The sequence below is a fragment of the Amphibacillus sp. Q70 genome, assembly GCF_052055485.1.
Taxonomy (GTDB): domain Bacteria; phylum Bacillota; class Bacilli; order Bacillales; family Amphibacillaceae; genus Amphibacillus.
Map to the genome: position 1 here is coordinate 2,663,298 of NZ_CP197171.1, position 22,055 is coordinate 2,685,352.

The following is a 22,055-nucleotide window of genomic DNA, read 5'->3' on the forward strand; positions in this document are numbered from 1 at the left end:
TGACTGTACTTGATAATAAGAGGTGAGTAACAAAATGAAACAATTTTTTTTAACAGATCAAGGAAAAGTTCGTGAACAAAATGAAGATGCCGGCGGTTTATTTAAAAATCAAGCTAATCAAACATTAAGTGTTATTGCTGATGGTATGGGTGGTCATAAAGCTGGTGATGTTGCAAGTGAGATTGTCCAATCATTTTTCTTAGCCCAATGGCAGGAAAATGAAAAAATAACGTCAATTGAGCAAGCAGAGGAATGGCTTGATGCGAACATTCATTTAGCGAATCAGAAAGTCTATCAACATGCTGAAGCAAACCCGGAATGTAAAGGGATGGGAACAACTGTTATTGCGACCATTTTTCTAGATGATCAGATTGTCGTTGCACATATTGGGGATAGTCGTTGTTATTTATTTAATCAACACTTAGAGCAAATAACAGAAGATCATTCACTGGTTAATGAGTTAGTCCGTACGGGAGAGATTTCAAAAAAACAAGCAGATATTCATCCCCAGAAAAATGTTTTGATGAAAGCATTAGGAACAGCTGAATCAATAACTCCAGATGTTTTTACGATTCAATGGCAGCCAGGTGATCGGTTTTTAATTTGTACTGATGGCTTAACAGATAAAGTATCAGATTCAGAACTTGAAAGTTTTATGACTGAGGAGAAATCACTACAAGAAATTGCCGAGCAACTCGTCAATAGAGCGAATGAACTTGGTGGTGAAGATAATATAACATTAGCCTTATTAGAGTATCCAGCTGGAGAGGAAGGTGATTTCTCTTGTTAGAAGGACGTCTATTAAATGAACGCTATAAAGTGAAGAAGCTGATTGGCGGAGGTGGGATGGCTAATGTTTATCTAGGCTTTGACCACATTCTAGAACGTGACGTCGCGATCAAGGTTTTACGTCTTGAATATTCTAATGACGAAGAATTCATTACTCGTTTTCATCGAGAAGCTCACTCTGCTACAAGTCTATCTCACCCAAACATTGTGAATATATACGATGTCGGTGAAGAAAATGATATATATTATATGGTGATGGAATATATTGAAGGTTTAACCTTAAAGGAGTACATTCAGCGTAATGGACCAATTTCGGTCGAAGATGCGGTTGAAATTATGTTGCAAATTACTTCTGCAATCGAACATGCGCATGCCAATCACATTGTCCATCGAGATATTAAACCACAAAATATCTTGATTGATGCCGATCGAGTGGCAAAAGTAACGGATTTTGGTATTGCTCTTGCCTTAACGGCCACTTCTCTAACACAAACAAATTCAGTTTTGGGTTCTGTTCATTATTTATCACCTGAGCAAGCTAGAGGTGGAATAGCTGACTTAAAATCTGATATTTATTCTTTAGGGATTGTCTTATTTGAGATGTTAACAGGTCGAATTCCATTTAATGGACAATCCGCTGTTTCCATAGCGTTAAAGCATTTGCAAGCTCGAACACCATCCATGCGCGAATCGGATCCGGCGATTCCACAGAGTTTAGAGAATATCGTTTTAAAAGCAACAACAAAAGATCCCTTTGAGCGTTATCAGACAGTTGCTGATTTTGAAAAGGATCTTGTTACAGCTCTAGATCCTGAACGTATAAATGAACCTGCTTATATACAGCCAAATGATCCAGGGGATTCGACGACTAAAGCAATACCGATTTTATCTGATGAACAACTGGATCAGAATTCAACCGATGACGAAACGATTGTTCATAGTAAAACAGATAATGAATCGACACGTCCAATGGATTTAAATGCAGATGATCAAGAGAAACCAAAGAAAAAAAAGCAAAAGAAAACTAAAAAGAAATCTAAAAAGAAAAAAATACTTATCTGGTTATCGATTATTTTGTTTGTATTTTTAAGCGCAAGTTTAGTGGCATTGTTTGTTTTGCCTAATTTCTTGCAACCAGATGATATTGAACTAGAAGATTTAACAGGCGAACCTGTTGAAGATGCGATTGAGATATTAGAAGAGCTTGAACTTGAGCATGAGCTAGAAGAGGTTTATTCAGAGGATATCGAGCTAGATCATGTAGAGAGAACAGACCCGGAACCTAATACAATGGTCAAGGTAGGGAGCACAGTCACACTATATGTCAGTCAAGGTCCTGAACCAGTAGAGTTTTCTGATTATGTTGGACAGTCTTTTAATCAAGTCGAACGAATGTTAAATCAACAGGGTTTCGAAAACATTATACGTGAGGACTCAAATTCTGATCAGCCTGAAGGGCAAATTATCAGTCAACAACCTGAACCAGGTAGTGATGTTATCCCTGGAGATACAGAGATTGTTTTTGAAGTGAGTATTGGAAGACAACAGATTGAGTTAGAGAATTTAGAAGGTATGGATGTAGAAGCAGCTAGAACATATTTAGAAGATAGAGGTCTAATCGCAAATGTGACAGAAGAACATTCGTCAACAGCAGATGAGGGTGATGTTATTCGCCATTCACCTCAAGCGGGAGAGGAATTAGAAACAGGTTCTATTGTTAACTTAGTTGTTTCATTAGGTGAGGAGGAGCAGTCTCCAATTACACATAATCTTACGGTAACAGTTCCCTATACAGGAGACCAGGATATGTCGGATGAAGAAGAATCGGCCCCTGCTAGCCAAGAAGTTCGAATCTATATTGATGATATGAATCATGATTTAGCTGATCTTTATGAAACGGATTCGATTGATAGTGATACAGAATTTACGATTCGTTTAATCATTGCACCTGGATCGACCGCCACTTACAAAGTTGAACGTGATGATCAAGTGATTCTTCAAAAAACAATTGCTTATGAAGAAGTGGAAGGAGGTTGATTGATGCCAGAAGGTCTTATTATTAAGGCGCTGAGTGGTTTTTACTATGTTTTAAGTGATGAGATTATTTATCAATGTAAAGGTAGAGGTCTTTTTCGTAAAAAGAAACAAACACCACTCGTAGGAGACTATGTTATATTTGAAGCAGCGAACTTGACTGATGGTTACGTGACAGAACTAATGCCACGAAAGAATGAATTGGTTCGACCGCCAATCGCTAATGTCGATCAAGCATTAATTACAGTCTCAGCTAAGAAACCACCATTTAATGCTAAATTGCTTGATCGATTTTTAGTTTTAGTCGAATTCCACAAGATTGAACCGATTATTTTAATCACCAAAATGGATTTAGTCAATAAGGAAGAACAAGAGACGATAGATAATTATGTGGAAAACTATCGTAAATTGGGTTATCGTGTTGAATTATTAACGAACAAAGGGACAGCAAATTCGCATTTATTTACAGAGCTGTTAAAGGATAAAATATCGGTGATTGCTGGTCAATCTGGTGTGGGGAAGTCTTCCTTTTTGAACAGTTTAAATCCTGAATTAACTTTGGAAACAGCTGAAATATCTAGTAGTCTTGGCAGGGGTAAGCATACGACAAGGCATGTTGAATTAATTGAAATTTTAGGTGGAATGGTTGCTGATACGCCAGGATTTAGTTCACTTGATTTTAACCAAATTGAATTGGAACAGCTACCCTTTTGTTTTCGAGAAATAAAGCAATATCGCAGTCTTTGTAAGTTTAGAGGGTGTATGCACGTCAATGAACCCAAATGTGCGGTAAAGGAAGCCCTAGCAAATGGTGAGATAATGGAAGATCGATACTCGCACTATGTAGAATTTTACCAAGAAATTAAATCAAGAAAGCCGAGGTATTAATGATGAAAAAAATTGCCCCATCTATTTTATCAGCCGATTTTTCCAAATTAGGTGCTGAAATTAAACAGGTAGAAGAAGCCGGAGCAGATTATATCCATGTTGATGTGATGGATGGTCATTTTGTTCCTAATATTACGATTGGTCCATTAGTTGTTAGCGCCATTCGTCCCACAACAAGTCTGCCGCTTGATGTTCATTTAATGATCGAAAATCCTGATCAGTACATTTCAGCTTTTGCCGATGCAGGGGCTGATATTATCTCAGTCCATGTTGAGACATGCAAACATTTGCATCGAACCATTATGGCTATTAAAGAGCATGGAAAAAAAGCAGGATTAGTGATTAATCCAGCAACGCCAATCGAAATGATTAAACCCATTTTCCCGGAAATTGATCTGCTTTTATTTATGACAGTTAATCCAGGATTTGGCGGTCAAGCTTTTATTCCAAGTGTATTAGACAAGGTCAAGCAAGCTGTAAAATGGCGAGAAGAAATGGGCTTAGAGATTGAATTTGAAGTTGATGGCGGCATTAACCCGGATACTGCTAAGCTTTGCGCTAAGGCAGGTGTTGATGTATTTGTTGCTGGAAGTGCCATCTTTAGTCAAGCAGATCGAGCCCGTGCAATTCAAGAAATTAAACAGGCAATCACTGAGTAGGTGATTGAATGAAACGAGTAGGAATTGTAGCAGGCGGTCCTCAAACTCTATTAGTCGACCTTTCTGACTATTATGATCAGATTGATTATTGGATTGGCTGTGATCGCGGCTCGTTGTACTTATTAGAAAATAAGTTACCGATTCATTTAGCCATTGGCGATTTTGATTCGGTTAATGGAGAAGAATTAAATCAAATCAAAGCCCAAGCTGTTCAATTTGCCCTTCATCCTATAGAAAAAGATTATACTGATTTAGAATTAGCGCTTGATGAGGCATTAAAAATGGATGTAGAAAAAATATTTATTTTTGGGGTGACAGGAGGAAGAAAAGATCACGAGTTATCTTCCATCTTTCTGCTTGAGCAATTAGCTAATAAACACATCCAGGCGACAATTATTGATCGTCAGAATAGGATGACTATTTATCATCCAGGTAAATACTCAATCAAACATAATAAATTATATCCTAAGGTTTCTTTTTTAGCGTTGAGTGAGCAAGTGAGAAGCTTGAGTTTAGCGCATTTTTATTATCCTTTAACCAAAGTAACGATAAAAAGAGGAGACTCTCTAACCATATCTAATTATTTGAATGAACAATCTGGTTATTTTTCATTTGATTCTGGCATATTAATAGTGATAAAGAGTAGTGAACATTTGTAAAGATTCAGCTAGTGTGTTCACTGTGCTGTTAGATATGGTAAGGAGGGGTTCACATGCGTTTTTATACGATAAAACTCCCAAAGTTTCTTGGAGGAATTGTACGATTTTTCATGGGTTCACGGCAAGGAAAAGAGCAGAAAAAATAGGACAAACAAAAAGCATCTTAATTTGAATAAGGTGCTTTTTGTTCTGTGCTAAAATGAAGATGACTGTTGATGATGTTAACAATGTTGAACTAAAATATGTATAGCATAAACCAAAAGGAAATCCTTTTGGTCGCTTATAATATTTTATTGATTGAATGAAAAGGATACCAGCAGTTTTTAAATATTGACTTAGAAAATTGACTTATTTGAATTATCTTTTTCTAACTTATGTTGACAGAGAAAAGCCTAAATGGTAATATATTTGTGTAAGCGATACCAAAACTAAATAATCAAGTGTAACTGTTAAATCAGGCATAATTAAACATGTATCTTTTTAGAAGATATTTTGTTTAATTATGCCTTTTTTTGTTGCAAAGGAGTGGTCAAGAATGAGAATTATTCAATCACTTAACCAAAATGCGTTATTAGTGGCTAACGAAGGGGTTGAGGAGATTGTTATTGGCAAAGGAATTGGTTTTGGTAAAAAGAAAGGAGATGTTGTAAATAAGAACTTAATTGATAAGACTTATCGAATGAATGCTCAGCAATTTTCAAGGGATGAAGACTACTACACAGATATCAATGAAGCTAGTTTACAAATGGCAGAAGAGGTCGCTGACTTATCTGAGCCTATTATTGGTAAAAAATTATCGGGAAATTTCATTTTATCGTTAGCCAGTCATCTTCAGTTTTGTGAAATCAAATATCAAGATGCAATAGAAATCCCTGAACCATTCAATTATGAATTGAAATACTTATATCCAACAGAACACACGGCAGCAATTGAAGCACTAGCTTATTTACGAAAAAAACATCAATTAATATTGCCAGCAGCTGAGTTATCTTTTTTTACTTTACACTTTGTGAACGGATTGGCAGAAAGTGAAAGTGTGAAAGATGTCGTGGAACTCAGTAATATCTTAAATGAAATGATCGAATTAATTGAAGCTGAATCGGAAAGTAAATTAAATCGCGAAACAATTGAGTTTTCTAGATTTGTTGTCCATCTTCGTTACTTTGTGATTCGAAATATATCATTGAAAGATGCTTCTAGGCAAGGTGATAACGATATGGACAAAGTATTTAATCTTTCTTTTGAAACATTTCTTAAGGAGAAAAAGATTATTGAGAAACTAAAACAGATGCTCTTTGAAGAACACGGACTTCAATTTGGCAAAGCAGAAGATTTTTATTTACTTTTGCATTTAGTAAGAATTTTAAAAGATGAAAGGAGAGAAAAAAGTGAGTTTTAAAGAACCTTTTCTTGAAGTCCTAGTTCAAATGGATCTTGAAGTAGAAAATTCAAAAGAATTTTTAAAAATGATTGGAAACTATTTACAAGATAAAGATTATGTAAAAGAAACATTTATTTCAGCAATTCAAAAAAGAGAAAATGAGTATCCGACGGGGCTGCAACTTGAGAATTTTGCTGTGGCAATTCCTCATACGGATGCCATTCACATTAAGAAGCCTTTTGTTGCAGTTAATAGATTGGTTGATCCTGTTGTCTTTTTTCAAATGGGGACGGATGATGTAAAAGTTCCTGTGCGGGATATTTTGGTACTAGGAATAAAAGACCCGGAGAATCAAGTGGGTCTGTTACAAGATTTAATGAAATGTTTCTCAGATCAAGAATTTATTCAGAAGTATAAAAGCACTACCTCAAAGCAAGATTTAATTACTCTTATCAAATCAAATTTATAAAATGGAGGAAAATTATCATGAAAAAAATTATTGTAGCTTGTGGTTCTGGTGTTGCGACTTCACAAACAGTAGCTTCAAAACTTAGTAAATTACTTAAGGAAAAAAATGTCCAAGCAAATGTGGAAGCTGTGGATATTAAGTCATTAAAACACTATATCAAAGATGCAGATGGCTATGTGTCAATTGTGAAAACTAAGGAAGAATATGATATTCCGGTGTTTAATGGAGTTGCATTTTTAACAGGAATGGGGCAAGAGCAAGAGTTAGAAAAAATAATTTCGCTAATTAAGGAGGGGTAGAAGTGGGAGCCTTACAAACCATTGTTGACTTTATTTTAAATGATTTAGGAGCAGCAGTATTTGTTCCTGCCTTGATGTTGATTATTGGGTTAGCGATGCGCATGAAGTTTCGAGAAGCATTTATTTCTGCTTTAACATTAGGAATTGCATTTAGTGGGATGTCGCTTTTAATTGATTATATGATGGATTCAATGGGCGCTGCCGCTAGAGCTTTAACGGAAAATACAGGTATCTCTCTACCAGCAGTTGATGGCGGTTGGCCTGGTATGGCGTCAATTTCGTGGGCATGGCCCTACGCCTTCTTGTTATTTCCGTTAACTATAGGTATTAATATTGTTATGTTGGTTTTCAATTTAACGAAAACATTAAATGTAGATATGTGGAATGTCTGGAACAAAATTTTTACTGCAGTTATGGTTTCTTATATTTCAGGTAGTGTAATTTGGGGTTTTGCCGCAGCTTCAATTCAAATCATTCTGGAGTTAAAAGCAGGTGATGTGTGGGGGCTAGAAGTGGAAAGATTAACTAGTATTCCGGGAGTGACCGTTCCTCATTTTGTTACATTAATTAACACACTATTATTCCCAATTGATGAATTATTAAAGAAAATCCCATTCTTTAATAAACCAATGGATGCAGATGCTCTAAAAGAGAAAATTGGGATTTTCGGAGAAAACTCTGTTATGGGTGCAATTATTGGTTTTTTACTAGGTTTAGCATCCGGTTACGGTATTGCAGGGTCCTTGCAGTTAGCTGTTCAAGCGGCTACTGCATTAACGCTGTTTCCCATGGTTTCCAAATTATTTTCCCAGGCATTATCACCAATTTCTGAAGCAATTTCTGAATTTATGCGTAAGAAATTTTCAGGTAAAAAAGTTTTTATTGGGTTAGACTGGCCAATTCTGGCAGGGCGAAATGAATTATGGGTAGCAGTAATTATCACGATTCCAGTTCTATTGGTTATGGCGATTATTTTACCCGGCAACAAAGTTCTTCCTTTTGCGGGAATTATCAACCTTTCTTTTGTAGTGGGAGCTTTATTATTAACTAATGCTAACCTTGGAAGAATGATTTTCCACGGGATAGTTTCTGCGCCATTATTCTTGTATGGTGCTACCTATTTTGCACCATATATTACTCGTTTAGCAAATGAAACCGGAGCGGCAACAGTTGCGGAGGGTAGTTTACTATCATGGAGTACGTTTGAAGGTCCAGATATCCGCTATTTATTTTCAACTGCCTTTTCAGGAAATATTACAGGTATTATTTTATTGATCGTGTGGATCGGGCTATTCTATTGGCTGTATCAAAGCAAGAAGAAATACAATGCGCAAATTGAGAGTGAATAGTATGAGAGATAGAAAAACTCTGTGGATCATTCTTCTTTTAATTGATAGTGCTTTATTGATCTACTCTTTTATCAGTAAGAGTTGGTGGCTAAGTGTTCTGTCATTGGTTATCGTATTAGTTATTAAACATTTTTCGTATGATTTATTATTTAAAAAGTTTGACGAAGCTTGGGATAAACGACATGAAGAATTAAAAAGCAGAAGGGAGCAATTCTCAAAATGACTGCATTTGTAGAACATAAAGTAATAAAAGAGTTAGGTGATCTAGCCTATACGATGTGGAAAATGGGTTGGGATGAAAAAAACGGAGGTAACATTAGTTATCTCTTATCGGCAGATGAGCTGTCAGAATTTATATTAGACGAAAATCCTAGAACATTCGTTTTAAATGGTATTCCTGAAAATATGATTGGTAAGTATATTGTTATTACAGCATCTGGCAGTAATTTTCGATTGATTAAAGATTTTCTTGAAGAAACAGTGGGTATCATTAAAGTTACAGAAAAAGGATATGAAATTATTGCTGGTTTTCAACAAGATAACAAGCCAACTAGCGAGATCTATATGCATTTATTGTCCCATAGCGCTCGGTTAGATGTTGATGCTAATCATCGTGTAATTGTGCATAATCATGCTACTGAAATATCAGCGATGACTTTTGTTCATGAATTGGAGGAAAAAGCATTTTCTCGAACACTTTGGGGAATCATTACCGAATGTATCGTTGTTTTTCCGGATGGTGTTGGTGTATTGCCCTGGATGGTTTGCGGTAATGAGGAAATTGGGAAATGTACAGCAGAAAAACTGACATATTGCCGAATTGTTATTTGGTCACATCATGGTATTTTGACATCAGGAAGCAGTTTAAATGATGCCTTTGGTTTGATTGAGACAGTCAATAAAGCTGCTAAAATTTATATGCAGACGTTTGATAAACGAATGACCAGTGGCATAACTGATGAGGAATTAGTTGAGTTATGTGAATTTTTCGAAGTCACTCCTAGAGAAGGGATTATTGAAACAAGTACAATGGAAAGATAGAGATGGTCATAAATAAAGTATAACGGATCAATTTTTTCAAAAGGCACTTTCTACTATATATAGAAGGTGCCTTTTCATATCACCAGCTAATGAAAAGTTCTGCCATTATGACTGAGATTGATGATGTGATTTATCATCGAATTATGATAGGAGATGAAAAGAAAATTAATCATTAACCCGAGAATACTCATGACCTAGTTGTGCAAATACATTAATTGAATTAATCCTTTGTTTTATGGGTCTTTTTTGAACTGAAATTACGTTACAAATTATCCCTTTAGAACCTAAAAACTCTTTGTATAATAGAATTATGAAGCGCTTTCTCTAGGGAAGAATGATTGATTTCAATCTCTTATTAGTGCTTTGAACCATAATGTTTTGAGCCGAGTTTGCTAAGGCGAAACAACAGGGTTTCTAAAAAATTAATAGGAAGGAGAGTCAAAAGGTGTTATTTTATTCAGAAAAAATCTATACACCATCAGGATTTCAAACAGGATATTTATCAGTAGAGGAGGGGAAAATTAAAGGCATATTTGATAATAATGGATCGAATGAAGACGTGATAGATTATCAAGATAAAATCATCGTTCCAGGTTTCTTAGATATCCACATTCATGGCTGGGCTACGGGGTCATTTATGCATCAAGCTGACAAGGTATCACTTGAAAATATGTCTAAAGATTTAGTGCATATGGGGGTAACATCTTATTTACCAACGACTTCAACCGATTCAGTTGATAAAATTAATAAACAACTTTCAGAAGCTAGTGAATTTAGGCAAGAATGGTCTCCGGACAAAGGAGCAGAAGCAATTGGTGTTCATTTAGAAGGTCCATTTATCAATGAAAAATATAAAGGAATGCAAAAAGCAGAGTATTGTTTGTTACCAAGTGTAGAAAAGATTGATGAATTTTTTGCTAAGGGAGAGGAAGGACTGGTTAAGCTAATTACGTTAGCTCCTGAATTACCTGGTGCTGAAGAAGTTATTAAATACCTTCATAAAAAAGGTGTTCAAATTTCAGTAGGTCACAGTGCTGCAGAGTTTGAAGAGATCAAACAATTAAAAGATTATGGCTTGGGAGGCTTTACCCATACGTTCAGTGGAATGCGTGGGATGCATCATCGACGGCTAGGTGTAGCAGGAGCAGCCATGTACTTTGATGATATGTATGCAGAATTTGGTAAACAAACAGGGTTAACGGTTAAACCTGAAGCCTTTGCCATTGTTTATAAAATTAAAGGACCAGATAAAGTATATCTAACAACTGACTGCACTGGATTAGCTCAAGCCGAAGAAAAAACATACCATTATATTCGTCAGGCTACTTTTGAGCAAGAAGGAGATTCTTTAGTCAAAGTCACTCATGATGATGGAACAATCGAAACATTTAATAAATATGATTATGAAAGTGTTAAAGATATTGAATTAGGATTTTTAGGCTCGGTTAAAAATGTTGTGAGGAATATTGATGCATCTATTGGAGACATTGTAAAAATGGCTTCTGAAAATCCTGCTAAATATATTGGTGTTTACGATCAGAAAGGATCAATTGAACCTAATAAAGATGCTGATTTTCTCGTGATAGATGGTGATTGGAATTTATATGAAACGTATGTGAAAGGCGTTAAACATACGATCAAAAATTAAAAATATACGGTAGATAATGAAATGCTATGAAAATATTTTTAAAGAAATAAAGAAGTAAATTATGGCAAGAAATATTGTTGCTATTGCTCTTACTAAACATGAAAATGGTTTTGCAGGAAGGGTCAAGGGTAAAGGAAATAGGAATAGCATCATATACAAGCCCTTGACTTTACCCGTTTAAACTATTTTGAAGTTCGATTTGTCAAGAGCTCGCTGCGTCAGTGATTAATTTGTCAGGCCCAGCTAAACAAGATGTATGGCTGATTGCTACTCAATCAAGAAATCCTGAGAAATTGAAATTCATTTCATCTATTAAATTTTTTACAATACAGGATAAATGAGGAGGAGAAAAGTATGTGGGAAAGATTTAAAGATCAAATACAAGTTTTTGGACGCTCTTTGTTGTTACCAATTGGTATAATGGCTCCTGTTGGAATGTTAATGGGGCTGATGGGAGCATTCACTCAAGGGTATATGATTGAACAATTCCCTTTTTTAGGGAATGAAACGCTGCAATTAATATTAAGCAGTATTCAACAAATATCTAGTATTATTTTTGACAACATCCCCATTCTATTTGCAATGGGTGTAGCTTATGGTATGGCTAAACATGAAAAAGGTATTGCTGTCTTTTCATCTATCATTAGTTATTTAGTATTACTGATGACCATGCATGTTTATTTAACAGCTACTGGAAACTTGGCTGATCCAGAAGCAATGGGTGAAGTTGGTCAAGGAGTGGTTTTAGGTATCCAAACGATTCGAGTAGATGCGGCTGGAGGTATTATATCCGGATTGCTTGCTGCCAAATTAACAGACCGATTTTACAGAGTACAATTGCCATTGGCTTTTGCATTCTTTTCGGGTAAAAAATCAGTCTTGATCCTTTCCTTCTTATTTACAATTCCGATTGGATTATTGCTCCCGTTTATTTGGGGAATATTCACTAGAATATTGATTGCTATGTCACCATTATTAATGAATCAACCATTTGGTGCCGGATTATATGCTCTGTTAAATCGAGCATTGATTCCTTTAGGTTTACATCATGTGTTATCTGCCATGGTTCGTTTTACCGAAGCAGGTGGGGTATGGATGATCGATGGCGAATCATACGTTGGAATTTTAAATGCAATGAATCACGTGTTGTTTGATCTTGGACCATCCCATGAGTCTTGGGGCAGAATTATGCCGCAAATCACTCCATATCTGGCGTCTGGACAAATGTTAACAACGTTATTCCGAATACCTGCTATTGGTTTGGCTATGTATCATACAGCGTACAAACAGAATAAACAGATTGCAAAAGGAATTATCTTAACAGTTGTTCTAACTGCTTTCTTAGGAAATATTACTGAGCCAATGGAATTCTCATTCATGTTTATTTCACCAATCCTCTATATTGTTTATATTATTTTAGCGGGTATAACGGTTATCCCGTTATCATTATTGAACGTGAGTATTGGGTATATAAGAGGGACTATTTTTGACTTTGGTATTTTCGGTCTGTTGTATGAGAATACCAACTGGATTAATCTAGTACTAGTAGGGATTGTGAATTTTGTTATATTCTATTTTGTTTTCCGCTATTTAATTATAAAATTAGATGCGAAAACACCTGGTAGAGAAGATGTTAACCGTGATGTTACACTATTAAATGAGAAACGTTATGGAGAAATTGCCCAGCTAGTAGCAGAAGGCTTAGGTGGAAAAGAAAACATTGTAGAAATAGACAATTGTGTATCCCGTTTACGGATAGATTTGAAAGATCAGAAAATTATTGATGGAGAAAAACTAAAAGATGCGGGTGCTTCAGGCGTGTTCTTCCCTAAAAAGAACCATATTCATATTGTTTTTGGGCCGCATGTAGAATTTGTACGTAATGAACTGGATGATTATTTAGCTAAATAGAGAGAGTTAGCGGAGAGGGGATTTTTAAATGAGAGCTTTTTACGATTCTAAAAGTAAATCAATAAATGATCGCGGTATTCATCATCTACTAACTGATCAAACAAAATATGAATCGTGGTTAAAAGTAGAAGCAGCACTCGCCAAGGCACAAGCGGAAGCGAAACTTATTCCAGAGGCAGCAGCAGAGGAAATTGAGGAAGCGGCAAAATTAGAAAACATTGATTTTGATGAGATGGAGCGTATCTCTAAAACAGTAAGTCATGGTTTTGTTCCCTTTTTAAAAGTTCTGGTGAAAGCTTGTTCTCAAGAGGCAGGGAAATATGTTCACTATGGTATTACCACTCAAAATGTACAACAAAGTGGTCAGTTATATGTGGTAAAATTAGTACATGAAAAGTTCATGAAACTGCTTGGAGAAATATTGCAAAACCTTGGTGAATTAACTGAAAAAGAAAAAGATACAGTCATGCCAGGTCGAACACACGGAAGACATGCGATCCCAATTACTTATGGATATAAATCTTCTGTGTGGATAAGTGAAATGCTTGCTCACGTGGAACGAATGAAAGAAGCGGAAAAAAGAGTTTTCCAAATCATGACTGGTGGGGCAGTGGGTACGTACGCTTCCATGCCGGAGGTTGGTCCTGAGGTACAAAAACGTGTAGCAGAGCTCCTTGGAATGTATCCAATGGATGTGCCTTCAAGAAATAACCAGATCATGAAATTAGAATATATAATGAACCTGCAATTACTGGCAAGCAGTTGTCATAAGATGGCTGAGGAAGTCTATCAAACAAGTCTTGAAGAAATTGCAGAAGTATCCGAAGGGTTCAAAGAAGGAACTGTGGGAAGTAGTACGATGCCTCACAAAGTCAATCCAAAATTAGCAAAAGGGATTATCGCTAATGCTCAGAAACTCTATTCTTTAGGCAGCGTAGGTTTGTATTCTTCTGTTCGTCCTTATGAAGGAGATAGCAGCCGGGATATGGTCTTCAATGGCATAATAGAAGAGGCTTTGCAGTTAATGACTGAGATTTTATTACGAATGGAAGAGCTCACACGAACGATCGTGATTCATAGAGAACAAATGAAAGAGAATGCATGGATTAACGAAGGTCTGGACAATAGTGAGTATTTAATGATGGAAATTGCCAAGAAACTTGGGAAAGACGAAGCGCACTCTTTGATCTATGATATTGCGATTCGAACCGCCGCATATGGAGAAGACTTTTTTGAGAATTTAACGCAGGATGAGCGAATAAAAGAATTCTTCAATGAAGAAGAAATAAAAACGTTAATTGATCCAGAGAATTATATTGGATTGGCTCCGCTTATTGCTTCTCGAATGGCGAAAAAAGCATGTGAAGTAGCGAAAGAATTAGAAAAAGAGTAAAAAACAAACGATTTGAGTGCTGAGTATTTTGATTGTAAAATAATAACGTTGGTGAATTATTCCTCACCAGCGTTATTTTATTATCACAGTGTAACCGGCTGGTCTACTTAAGATGCGAGCCTCGTCAACACTAGCACGTCCTGGGACTCAGAATAAGAAAAACTCTTATTCTGGTGATGTAAATACTAAAGTAGCCCTACTTGGTACGATTACTCGTCCCACCGAAAAGACTTGGGACTGGGGCTCAGAATAAGTAAGACACTTATTCTTGCGATGCAAATGCTTCGTAGCTTTCCTTTGTGTGATGACTCGCCCCACCGAAGACATTTGCGGTTACTCGTCCCACCGAAAAGACTTGTGCGTCGGAGAAAAACCTCCACTGAACGGGGTTTTAACTTATATGTCCGGTTAAGGTCTTATATCTTTTGCTTGATATTTTTAGATAAGGGGGTAAAGAAAGTGCTTAATAAATTTGATTTGCGTTTCGCTGGCTTCTTGCAAGATGAAGGAGTTGTCAGTTTAAAGGAATGTGAAGAACGCTACAATAAAAGCCAGTCTACCTTAAAACGTTGTGTGTACCGGATTAATAAATATTTACCTAATCATCAAGCTTTTTTGATCAAGCAAAATCAAGTATTCAGTCAGATCGATCGACAGAAGTATGAATCTTTATGTCAGAAATTATCACTAGAAGAATATTCGACAAATATTGGAGAGCGAATCATGTCGATTTTGTTCAAGGGTTTTTTTGATGATACAATCAATCAAACACAACTCTATAAAGAAATTGACTTAAGCCAAACAACAAAGAAAAAGGATAATAGGATACTGAAGGAAAAACTTGCTGAAATGAATTTAAAAGCAGAAAATTTGTATCGTTTAGGCATCCGAATTAAGGGTTCAGAAGCTGAATATCGAAAATATATCGCATTAAAGTTAAGTAATATTGTAGAGTTGGATAAAGATGATCACATAACAGCTAGAAAAGCGAATACTCCTATACAGAAGAAAGTTTTTATAACCTATATCGAGACCATCTTATCAATTCATAGAAAAACAAAAAAAGTAATACTTGAATTATTAGATAAAAATAGTTTATCAGTGGATTATGCTTCAAAAAAGTTTCTATATATTTATTTAGCTATTTCTACGCTTAGAATTGAGCGAGGACATTGTATTCAAGAAGAAACAAAAGGAATGCCGGAAGTTCCTGCTTATCATTTATTTGATCATCCATTAGAGAGTAAACATATGGACTATATAATGGCTTCTTTAAATTATAAGGGATTGGTTCAATTTCCTTTTAATCAATCCGTAAATAGTGTTGTAGAGGCTCTAGTTCTCACAGTGAAAAATGAGATACAACAAGAATTATATACTGAAAAGGCATTATTTGAATCCCTATACTCTTATATTTATAAATGTAAAATATTAAATCTACTTGGTTATTCTTTTTATGATACTAAATTGGAACGTACTTATACGGAATTAAAGCATATTTACCAAATGGTGAAAAAAACAATCCAAGAAGTCGAAACCATTGTTAATATTCGGTTTTCTCGGTATCAATTATCAGTTATTTGTTTGATTATCGGACGTTTCTTAATGAAAAATCGACTGGCTGGTAGAAATATTAAGAAAGTATTTGTGATTACAAACTCATCATCTGAGAAAGTTCATTATTTTGAAGAGAGTTTAAAAAGATACGTTGAGTTTGAAATTGTTGGTTACGCAACCATTAATGAATTGCATAAATTGGAACGATTTGATTATGATGAGGTGATCGTATTTTCCAGCCGAATTCAGGCATTGTTACTCCAAAATGGTTTTTCAAGTGTTCGATTAAATTACTATCTAGAGTTAGAGGATGTTAAGCGATTAATTGACGTAGGATTCACTAGTAATCACAACAGAAAGCTTATCGCTAGCGAATTAGCTGAAAAGGCAGCAGGGAAAACTTCAGCAGAGATTGTTCAACTGTTAAAAGAGGATTATGATGATTATTTTTTGTAACTACTCGTAGACAGAACACAGAGTTTTTTGGGTTCTTTTAATTTTGGGCGTAAGTATAACATTTTCCCCCGATGTGTGGCGCAATAAAGAAAAAAGTTGTTTAATAATAAGAGTAAGATATCAATGATGATCAAGAAACTCATTAGGGATTATAGATGATTTTCTCCAGTATTTTAATAAAGATTCTGATCAATTTGTTGTAAAAGGTGGAACAGGATTATTTGTTGGTTATAGCTTGGTTTATTTTTGGAATATATTGGGTTTTAGATAAAATAAAACTTCGTTCAGTGGGGGGCTTCGACGCACAAGTCTTTTCGGTGGGACGAGTAACCGCAGTCCCAAGTCTCTTCGGTGGGACGAGTAACCGCACCAAGTAAGGCTACTTTAGTATTTACATTGCCAGAACAAGTGGTTTCTTATTCTGAGCCCCAGGATGTGGTGTTTTTGTCGATCAGCTAGTTACCCTGCGATCAAAGTAATTAGTGTTTATATGCACTTTGTAAAATATGTTGACATTTAATTTAGAAAGGGAGAATTGTTAAAATGGAGTATCAAGGCAAATGTCTTTGTGGAAAGACGGAAGTAGATGTTAGCGGATTGAAGAACACAGTAATCGCTTGTCATTGTGGAATGTGTCGCAAACAAGCAGCAGGGCCTATATTTTATTCCGACGCTGTTAAAAAGAATAACTATAGTTTTTCTGAAGCTTCAGCAGTAAAAATATTTGCTTCATCTGATTGGGCTGAGAGAGCATTTTGTCAAGAGTGTGGAACATTCTTGTTTACAAGATATCTTAAAAATGGAAATACACACTTTAACATTGAGTTATTTGATGGGATTGAGGCATTAGATTTCAAACTACAAATACACACAAAAGATAAAGCAGCCTATTATGACTTTGATAATAAAACAAGAATGGTATAATAGGGTTTTGGATGGATACAGGTATTGTCAGATTTATTATTTTGGACGAGAAGACTCCATCCACAAGCGTAAGCTAGGGTGGAGATGAATCATCTTTCTTTGCGGAAAAACTCTTGTTCGTATAGTATAATATCCCTATACGAAATGTTCTTTGAAAACTGGATATATAGGGTTGTGACAAGAAATGCTTTGTCACGTAAAATATCCAAGCACTGCCCGATCCACACATACCAAAGCTGCGAAAACCAAGTAAAAGTGGAGGGTGGTGCCCCTATCGTATCAAGCAGTAAACATTCACCGTAGGGACTACGGATAGAGCCTGCTAAAATAACTGGTGGCTGCACGGGTGTTCGCAGGAATCTCCAGCTTCAGGTATAGAAGCCAAGATGGAGTAGTTCAAGCGGAGTTTCATGTTGAGTAAAAAATTGCATATAATTATTTTTGAAAGAAAAAAGGATAAACATTGTGATATCAAAGTTTATCCTTTCTAAAAATTATACACGTTCAACTTTTCCTGATTTTAGAGCACGCGCAGAAACATAAACACGTTTTGGTTTACCGTCTACCATGATACGTACACGTTGTACGTTAGCTTTCCATTTACGTTTATTTGCATTTAAGGCGTGTGAACGCTTGTTTCCAGTACTTGTTTTACGTCCAGTCACAACACATTTACGACTCATATTAATCCCTCCCAAATACGACTATCTCATTTCATACTTATATAATTTATCATAGTTGATTATGAATTGCAATTGATAATTTGATAATTGACTTAGCTTATGTTGCCGTACTTTGATTCTTTGATTAATGATGTTAAGTTACCTCACAGCATCCACCAGTTTGATGATAAAAGTGATTAAATAAGTATTTGACAATAGATATGAGTGCATAGCGGTTTTTCCGAACATGTTTGCTTGAGAATATCATTAGCAGATGTTTTAATAGTAAACAATTTTATATACCTATGTTATGGTGATATTAACAGACCTTGGACATATTTATTTAATAGACAGCGAATATACTCATAACAAAGGCGATATCAAATGAATCAATATAATAAGCTGGTGATACTTTATCAAATGAACGAAAAATATAAAAAGAGTTAAAAGGCAAGTGCTGTTTATCTTTTTTTAATGTTCAAGGATTATAACTTGACAGTAAAGGATTTTTCCACCATTGTATATAGAGTAAAAGTTCAATGAAAGTGGTGACAAAAAGGTTAATTTGTTAAAATCCTTTTATAATTGCTTAAAGTATTGTAAAATATTTAGAGATTATTAATCTTTTCTAAATTGGACACTTTAGTATTGAGTCATGGTGATTAACCAAGGAGGTTACAAAATATGTCTATTGAATTAACGACTAAAGATGGTCGTGTGACGATTACAAATGAGGTTATCTCAACCGTTGCAGGTGGTGCTGCTATTGAGTGCTATGGTATCATTGGTATGGCTTCTAAAAATCAATTAAAAGATGGCATTGCTGAAATATTAAGAAAAGAAAACTTTTCTAAGGGTGTCGTGGTTCGCCAAGAAAATGATAACATTTCTATTGACATGTACATCATTGTTAGCTATGGAACAAAAATTTCAGAGATTGCTCATAATGTCCAATCTCAAGTTAAATATACATTAGATAAGACATTAGGTTTAGCAATTGATGCAGTAAATATTTATATTCAGGGCGTACGTGTACAAGCTGAATAATCAAACGAGACAATTGATCAATAGTGAGATCTTGCGTAAGCGACAAGGGAGGAAGTTGTTGTGGTATTAACAAAAATAGAAGGTGCAGAGCTTGCCGATATGGTGTTATTTGGTGCAAGTCACCTCTCTAATAATGCAGAGATGATTGATGCATTAAATGTATTTCCCGTACCAGATGGTGATACGGGGACAAATATGAATTTGTCAATGACATCTGGAGCAAATGAAGTTAAAAAGATTTCCAATGGAACAGTTTCAGAAGTAGCCAGCGCCTTGGCAAAAGGTTTACTAATGGGAGCTAGAGGTAATTCGGGAGTTATTTTATCGCAATTATTCCGTGGTTTTTCAAAGGGTGTAGCTGGTTTAAATGAGTTGACAACAGTGACAATGGCAAAAGGATTGCAAAATGGTGTTAAAACAGCTTATAAAGCTGTTATCAAGCCTGTTGAAGGAACCATCTTAACTGTTGCTAAAGACACTGCTAACGAAGCAGAGAAAATAGCTCAGGAGACAGATGATTTAGTTGAATTTATGGAACGTGTGACAAAGGCTGCTAAGAAGTCATTAGAAAACACACCAGAACTGTTGCCAGTTTTAAAAGAAGTTGGTGTTGTTGACAGCGGCGGACAAGGCTTAGTGATTATTTATGAAGCTTTTCTAGCTTCGTTAAAGGGAGAATCTTTACCTGAAGTAGATTTAGATCTTGTCTCAATGGAAGACATGGTAAGTGCAGAACATCACAAAACGAACCAGGATTTCATGAGTACTGAAGATATCGAATTTGGTTATTGTACAGAATTCATGGTTAAATTTGAACAGAATAAATTGGCAAAACATCCTTATGATGAAGCTGTTTTTCGTGAAGAGCTCGGTGCACTAGGAGACTCTTTATTGGTTGTTTCAGATGATGATTTTGTTCGTGTCCATGTTCACGTCGAGTACCCTGGTGAAGCGATGAATTTAGCTCAGCGTTATGGAAGCTTTGTTCAATTAAAAGTTGAAAATATGCGAGAACAACATATCGACATTGTAGGTGAGAAAGAAGCCGTTGATACAAAGCCTAAAGCTGATTATGGCATTGTGTCTGTCGCCATGGGATCTGGAGTGGAAGAACTGTTAACAAGTCTAGGGGCAACAGTTGTCATGACAGGTGGACAAACAATGAATCCAAGTACCAAAGATATCAGTGAAGCAATCAAAAAAGCTCATGCTGAAAAAGTTATTATCTTACCCAATAATAAAAATATTATCATGGCTGCTGAACAAGCAGCAGAATTAAGTGAGGATAAGGTTATAGTCATTCCAACAAAAACAATTCCTCAAGGGATGAGTGCGCTTTTAGCCTATAATCCTGATTTAAGCTTAAATGAAAATAAAGAAAATATGAATGAGGCTTGTCGATATGTTAAGACAGGTCAGGTTACTTATGCCGTTAGAGATACACAAATTGATGGATTGACCATAGAAAATGGGAATTTTATGGGGTTATTTGATGGAGGCATTAAAGCGACTGATCCAGATAAAGTAACTGCAACCAAAAAATTATTGTCTAAACTGATAGATCAAGATGATGAAATTATCACTATTCTTCAAGGAGAAGATTCAACTGATCAAGAAGTAAATGAGCTGATAGAGTTTATTGAACAAGAATTTGAAGACATTGAGGTAGAAGTTCATAAAGGAAATCAACCGATTTATGCTTATATTTTTTCAGTGGAATAAAGTTAATTTTTAATTGGAGCAGGACTTATTACTAGTTAGGTTTAAATAAATGTAAGTTAAGAAAGTTGAAATATATAATATATCATTTTATTTTAGTGCTTTGAAGAATCCCTTCGAAGCACTTTTTTTAAAACTTTTTCATGAATGGATGGTTAATTGTAGATGGCAATTCATAATAGTAAAGTGACAGCATTATAATGAAGGCGCTCTCTTTATCATGTGTAGAATGTAAAAGTGCTCATTCATAGATTGGAGGCGTTATAAGATGAGTAAAGAACTTTTGCTTTAAATCCACAAGTTGCTTGAAATAGAAAATACATTTGGAGTTCAACCTGTCCCATTTGATTCCTGTGATACCGCGGTTAGATTATTTTTTCATACTTTAAAAGCCTTCAGGAGCAACCTATGTTGTTTCAACTAATATAAAACAAAAGAATCATAGGGCTGGAAAATCTATCTTTTTAAAAATGAATGATTAAAATAAAAGGAGTATAAATCATGAAAAGGAAAGATCGTGAAGAGTTTGCAGAAAAGAGACTAAATCAAAAACGCTATATTATTGAATTTCAAAAACAAATAGATATTAACAAAATTTATTTAGACCATTATTTAAGTGATCATATTGAAATTATTGCTTACAATGCCAAAGTGCAAAAAGGTAATTTTTTTATTAGTAAAGATGCTTCCATTAACGAAGTCATTTCTTGCTTATCTGCAATACTCAATATTTCTGTAGATGATATTTCTATTTATGAAAAAGGGGATGGTTTATCTAACCTATATCCTCTTTAAATGACATAATTCCTCTGAAAAGGATGTTGTGTTTAGGCATAAACAAACTCGTTCACTGCACCCGTAAGATTATTGATAAACAACAGCTATTGGAGTTCTTTAGGTTTCCAATAGCTGTTTGTATTATACTACTAGTGTTCTCTACTCCATGGTTATGGATTCAAAATTCTGCCCATCTGTTTCATTCTGTCCGCCCCAAACATCAGAGCCTCCTTTCAGAGCATCCGCCTTTTCCTTTGTGAGGATTATAAGAGGGGTAGGAGTGGCTCTAAAAGCTGATCATACTGGTTCGGTTTGATGGCCATATTCATTGATAAGTTCCTCTGATCTATAATGTTCACTCTATGAAACTCAACCCAATCCATGTATAATTAG

21 protein-coding genes are annotated in these 22,055 nt (G+C 35.4%); 20 read left to right on the top strand and 1 reads right to left on the bottom strand.

The window, feature by feature from the left end:
* The first annotated feature begins 34 nt into the window (after positions 1-34).
* The 17 genes from ACS127_RS11805 to ACS127_RS11885 all read left to right on the top strand — a co-directional run bounded on the left by ACS127_RS11805 (position 35) and on the right by ACS127_RS11885 (position 17,457).
* Positions 35-790 carry a Stp1/IreP family PP2C-type Ser/Thr phosphatase gene (locus ACS127_RS11805; RefSeq protein WP_440895242.1) on the top strand — a complete coding sequence of 252 codons (756 nt, stop codon included), beginning with the start codon at positions 35-37 and terminating at the stop codon, positions 788-790.
* Positions 784-2,826, top strand: a complete 2,043-nt coding sequence (gene pknB, locus ACS127_RS11810; RefSeq protein ID WP_440895243.1) for a Stk1 family PASTA domain-containing Ser/Thr kinase — start codon at positions 784-786, stop codon at positions 2,824-2,826. The genes ACS127_RS11805 and pknB overlap by 7 nt, the downstream gene beginning before the upstream one ends.
* Before the next feature lie 3 nt (positions 2,827-2,829).
* A complete protein-coding gene (gene rsgA, locus ACS127_RS11815; protein WP_440895244.1) occupies positions 2,830-3,711 on the top strand; it encodes a ribosome small subunit-dependent GTPase A in 882 nt (293 codons plus the stop codon).
* A 2-nt stretch (positions 3,712-3,713) separates the two neighbouring features.
* Positions 3,714-4,370 (top strand): ribulose-phosphate 3-epimerase, encoded by a 657-nt coding sequence (gene rpe / locus ACS127_RS11820; protein WP_440895245.1) that lies wholly within the window; start codon positions 3,714-3,716, stop codon positions 4,368-4,370.
* Positions 4,371-4,378: 8 nt separating this feature from the next.
* Positions 4,379-5,029 (top strand): thiamine diphosphokinase, encoded by a 651-nt coding sequence (locus tag ACS127_RS11825; protein ID WP_440895246.1) that lies wholly within the window; start codon positions 4,379-4,381, stop codon positions 5,027-5,029.
* 53 nt (positions 5,030-5,082) lie between these two features.
* A complete protein-coding gene (gene spoVM, locus ACS127_RS11830) occupies positions 5,083-5,175 on the top strand; it encodes a stage V sporulation protein SpoVM (RefSeq protein WP_440895247.1) in 93 nt (30 codons plus the stop codon).
* Between the two features lie 389 nt (positions 5,176-5,564).
* A complete protein-coding gene (locus tag ACS127_RS11835) occupies positions 5,565-6,428 on the top strand; it encodes a CAT RNA binding domain-containing protein (RefSeq protein ID WP_440895248.1) in 864 nt (287 codons plus the stop codon).
* A complete protein-coding gene (locus tag ACS127_RS11840; protein ID WP_440895249.1) occupies positions 6,418-6,879 on the top strand; it encodes a PTS sugar transporter subunit IIA in 462 nt (153 codons plus the stop codon). Before ACS127_RS11835 ends, ACS127_RS11840 begins: the two co-directional genes overlap by 11 nt.
* 17 nt (positions 6,880-6,896) lie before the next feature.
* Positions 6,897-7,178 carry a PTS sugar transporter subunit IIB gene (locus ACS127_RS11845; RefSeq protein WP_440895250.1) on the top strand — a complete coding sequence of 94 codons (282 nt, stop codon included), beginning with the start codon at positions 6,897-6,899 and terminating at the stop codon, positions 7,176-7,178.
* A gap of 2 nt (positions 7,179-7,180) precedes the next feature.
* Positions 7,181-8,527 (top strand): PTS galactitol transporter subunit IIC, encoded by a 1,347-nt coding sequence (locus tag ACS127_RS11850; protein WP_440895251.1) that lies wholly within the window; start codon positions 7,181-7,183, stop codon positions 8,525-8,527.
* Between the two features lies 1 nt (position 8,528).
* A complete protein-coding gene (locus ACS127_RS11855; RefSeq protein WP_440895252.1) occupies positions 8,529-8,750 on the top strand; it encodes a hypothetical protein in 222 nt (73 codons plus the stop codon).
* Entirely contained in the window at positions 8,747-9,568 is an 822-nt protein-coding gene (rhaD, locus tag ACS127_RS11860) for a rhamnulose-1-phosphate aldolase (RefSeq protein ID WP_440895253.1), read from the top strand. Before ACS127_RS11855 ends, rhaD begins: the two co-directional genes overlap by 4 nt.
* Before the next feature lie 445 nt (positions 9,569-10,013).
* Complete coding sequence (locus ACS127_RS11865) at positions 10,014-11,216, top strand: N-acetylglucosamine-6-phosphate deacetylase (protein WP_440895254.1); 1,203 nt, start codon at positions 10,014-10,016, stop codon at positions 11,214-11,216.
* 354 nt (positions 11,217-11,570) lie between these two features.
* Positions 11,571-13,127: a PTS transporter subunit EIIC gene (locus tag ACS127_RS11870; protein WP_440895255.1), complete on the top strand. Its 1,557-nt coding sequence runs from the start codon at positions 11,571-11,573 to the stop codon at positions 13,125-13,127.
* A gap of 28 nt (positions 13,128-13,155) precedes the next feature.
* Positions 13,156-14,520, top strand: coding sequence for a class-II fumarase/aspartase family protein (locus tag ACS127_RS11875; protein ID WP_440895256.1), 1,365 nt, complete (start codon positions 13,156-13,158; stop codon positions 14,518-14,520).
* 459 nt (positions 14,521-14,979) lie between these two features.
* Positions 14,980-16,533 (top strand): hypothetical protein, encoded by a 1,554-nt coding sequence (locus ACS127_RS11880; protein ID WP_440895257.1) that lies wholly within the window; start codon positions 14,980-14,982, stop codon positions 16,531-16,533.
* A 543-nt stretch (positions 16,534-17,076) separates the two neighbouring features.
* Positions 17,077-17,457, top strand: coding sequence for a GFA family protein (locus ACS127_RS11885; protein WP_440895258.1), 381 nt, complete (start codon positions 17,077-17,079; stop codon positions 17,455-17,457).
* A gap of 494 nt (positions 17,458-17,951) precedes the next feature.
* On the opposite strand, the gene rpmB is transcribed toward ACS127_RS11885, so the two are convergent.
* Complete coding sequence (gene rpmB, locus ACS127_RS11890; RefSeq protein WP_440895259.1) at positions 17,952-18,140, bottom strand: 50S ribosomal protein L28; 189 nt, start codon at positions 18,138-18,140, stop codon at positions 17,952-17,954.
* A 663-nt stretch (positions 18,141-18,803) separates the two neighbouring features.
* Here rpmB and ACS127_RS11895 point away from each other — a divergent pair.
* The 3 genes from ACS127_RS11895 to ACS127_RS11905 all read left to right on the top strand — a co-directional run bounded on the left by ACS127_RS11895 (position 18,804) and on the right by ACS127_RS11905 (position 21,680).
* Entirely contained in the window at positions 18,804-19,166 is a 363-nt protein-coding gene (locus ACS127_RS11895; RefSeq protein WP_440895260.1) for an Asp23/Gls24 family envelope stress response protein, read from the top strand.
* A 60-nt stretch (positions 19,167-19,226) separates the two neighbouring features.
* A complete protein-coding gene (locus ACS127_RS11900; protein ID WP_440895261.1) occupies positions 19,227-20,888 on the top strand; it encodes a DAK2 domain-containing protein in 1,662 nt (553 codons plus the stop codon).
* 498 nt (positions 20,889-21,386) lie between these two features.
* Entirely contained in the window at positions 21,387-21,680 is a 294-nt protein-coding gene (locus ACS127_RS11905; protein ID WP_440895262.1) for a hypothetical protein, read from the top strand.
* Positions 21,681-22,055 lie beyond the last annotated feature (375 nt).

Excerpts from the sequence above, each read along its gene's own strand:
- ACS127_RS11855 (WP_440895252.1), top strand. The coding sequence starts at position 8,529 with ATGAGAGATAGAAAAACTCTGTGGATCATTCTTCTTTTAATTGATAGT.
- spoVM (WP_440895247.1), top strand. The coding sequence starts at position 5,083 with ATGCGTTTTTATACGATAAAACTCCCAAAGTTTCTTGGAGGAATTGTA.
- ACS127_RS11835 (WP_440895248.1), top strand. The coding sequence starts at position 5,565 with ATGAGAATTATTCAATCACTTAACCAAAATGCGTTATTAGTGGCTAAC.
- ACS127_RS11805 (WP_440895242.1), top strand. The coding sequence starts at position 35 with ATGAAACAATTTTTTTTAACAGATCAAGGAAAAGTTCGTGAACAAAAT.
- ACS127_RS11870 (WP_440895255.1), top strand. The coding sequence starts at position 11,571 with ATGTGGGAAAGATTTAAAGATCAAATACAAGTTTTTGGACGCTCTTTG.
- ACS127_RS11895 (WP_440895260.1), top strand. The coding sequence starts at position 18,804 with ATGTCTATTGAATTAACGACTAAAGATGGTCGTGTGACGATTACAAAT.
- rsgA (WP_440895244.1), top strand. The coding sequence starts at position 2,830 with ATGCCAGAAGGTCTTATTATTAAGGCGCTGAGTGGTTTTTACTATGTT.
- rhaD (WP_440895253.1), top strand. The coding sequence starts at position 8,747 with ATGACTGCATTTGTAGAACATAAAGTAATAAAAGAGTTAGGTGATCTA.
- rpmB (WP_440895259.1), bottom strand. The coding sequence starts at position 18,140 with ATGAGTCGTAAATGTGTTGTGACTGGACGTAAAACAAGTACTGGAAAC.
- ACS127_RS11885 (WP_440895258.1), top strand. The coding sequence starts at position 17,077 with ATGGAGTATCAAGGCAAATGTCTTTGTGGAAAGACGGAAGTAGATGTT.
- ACS127_RS11905 (WP_440895262.1), top strand. The coding sequence starts at position 21,387 with ATGAAAAGGAAAGATCGTGAAGAGTTTGCAGAAAAGAGACTAAATCAA.
- ACS127_RS11845 (WP_440895250.1), top strand. The coding sequence starts at position 6,897 with ATGAAAAAAATTATTGTAGCTTGTGGTTCTGGTGTTGCGACTTCACAA.
- ACS127_RS11825 (WP_440895246.1), top strand. The coding sequence starts at position 4,379 with ATGAAACGAGTAGGAATTGTAGCAGGCGGTCCTCAAACTCTATTAGTC.
- ACS127_RS11875 (WP_440895256.1), top strand. The coding sequence starts at position 13,156 with ATGAGAGCTTTTTACGATTCTAAAAGTAAATCAATAAATGATCGCGGT.
- rpe (WP_440895245.1), top strand. The coding sequence starts at position 3,714 with ATGAAAAAAATTGCCCCATCTATTTTATCAGCCGATTTTTCCAAATTA.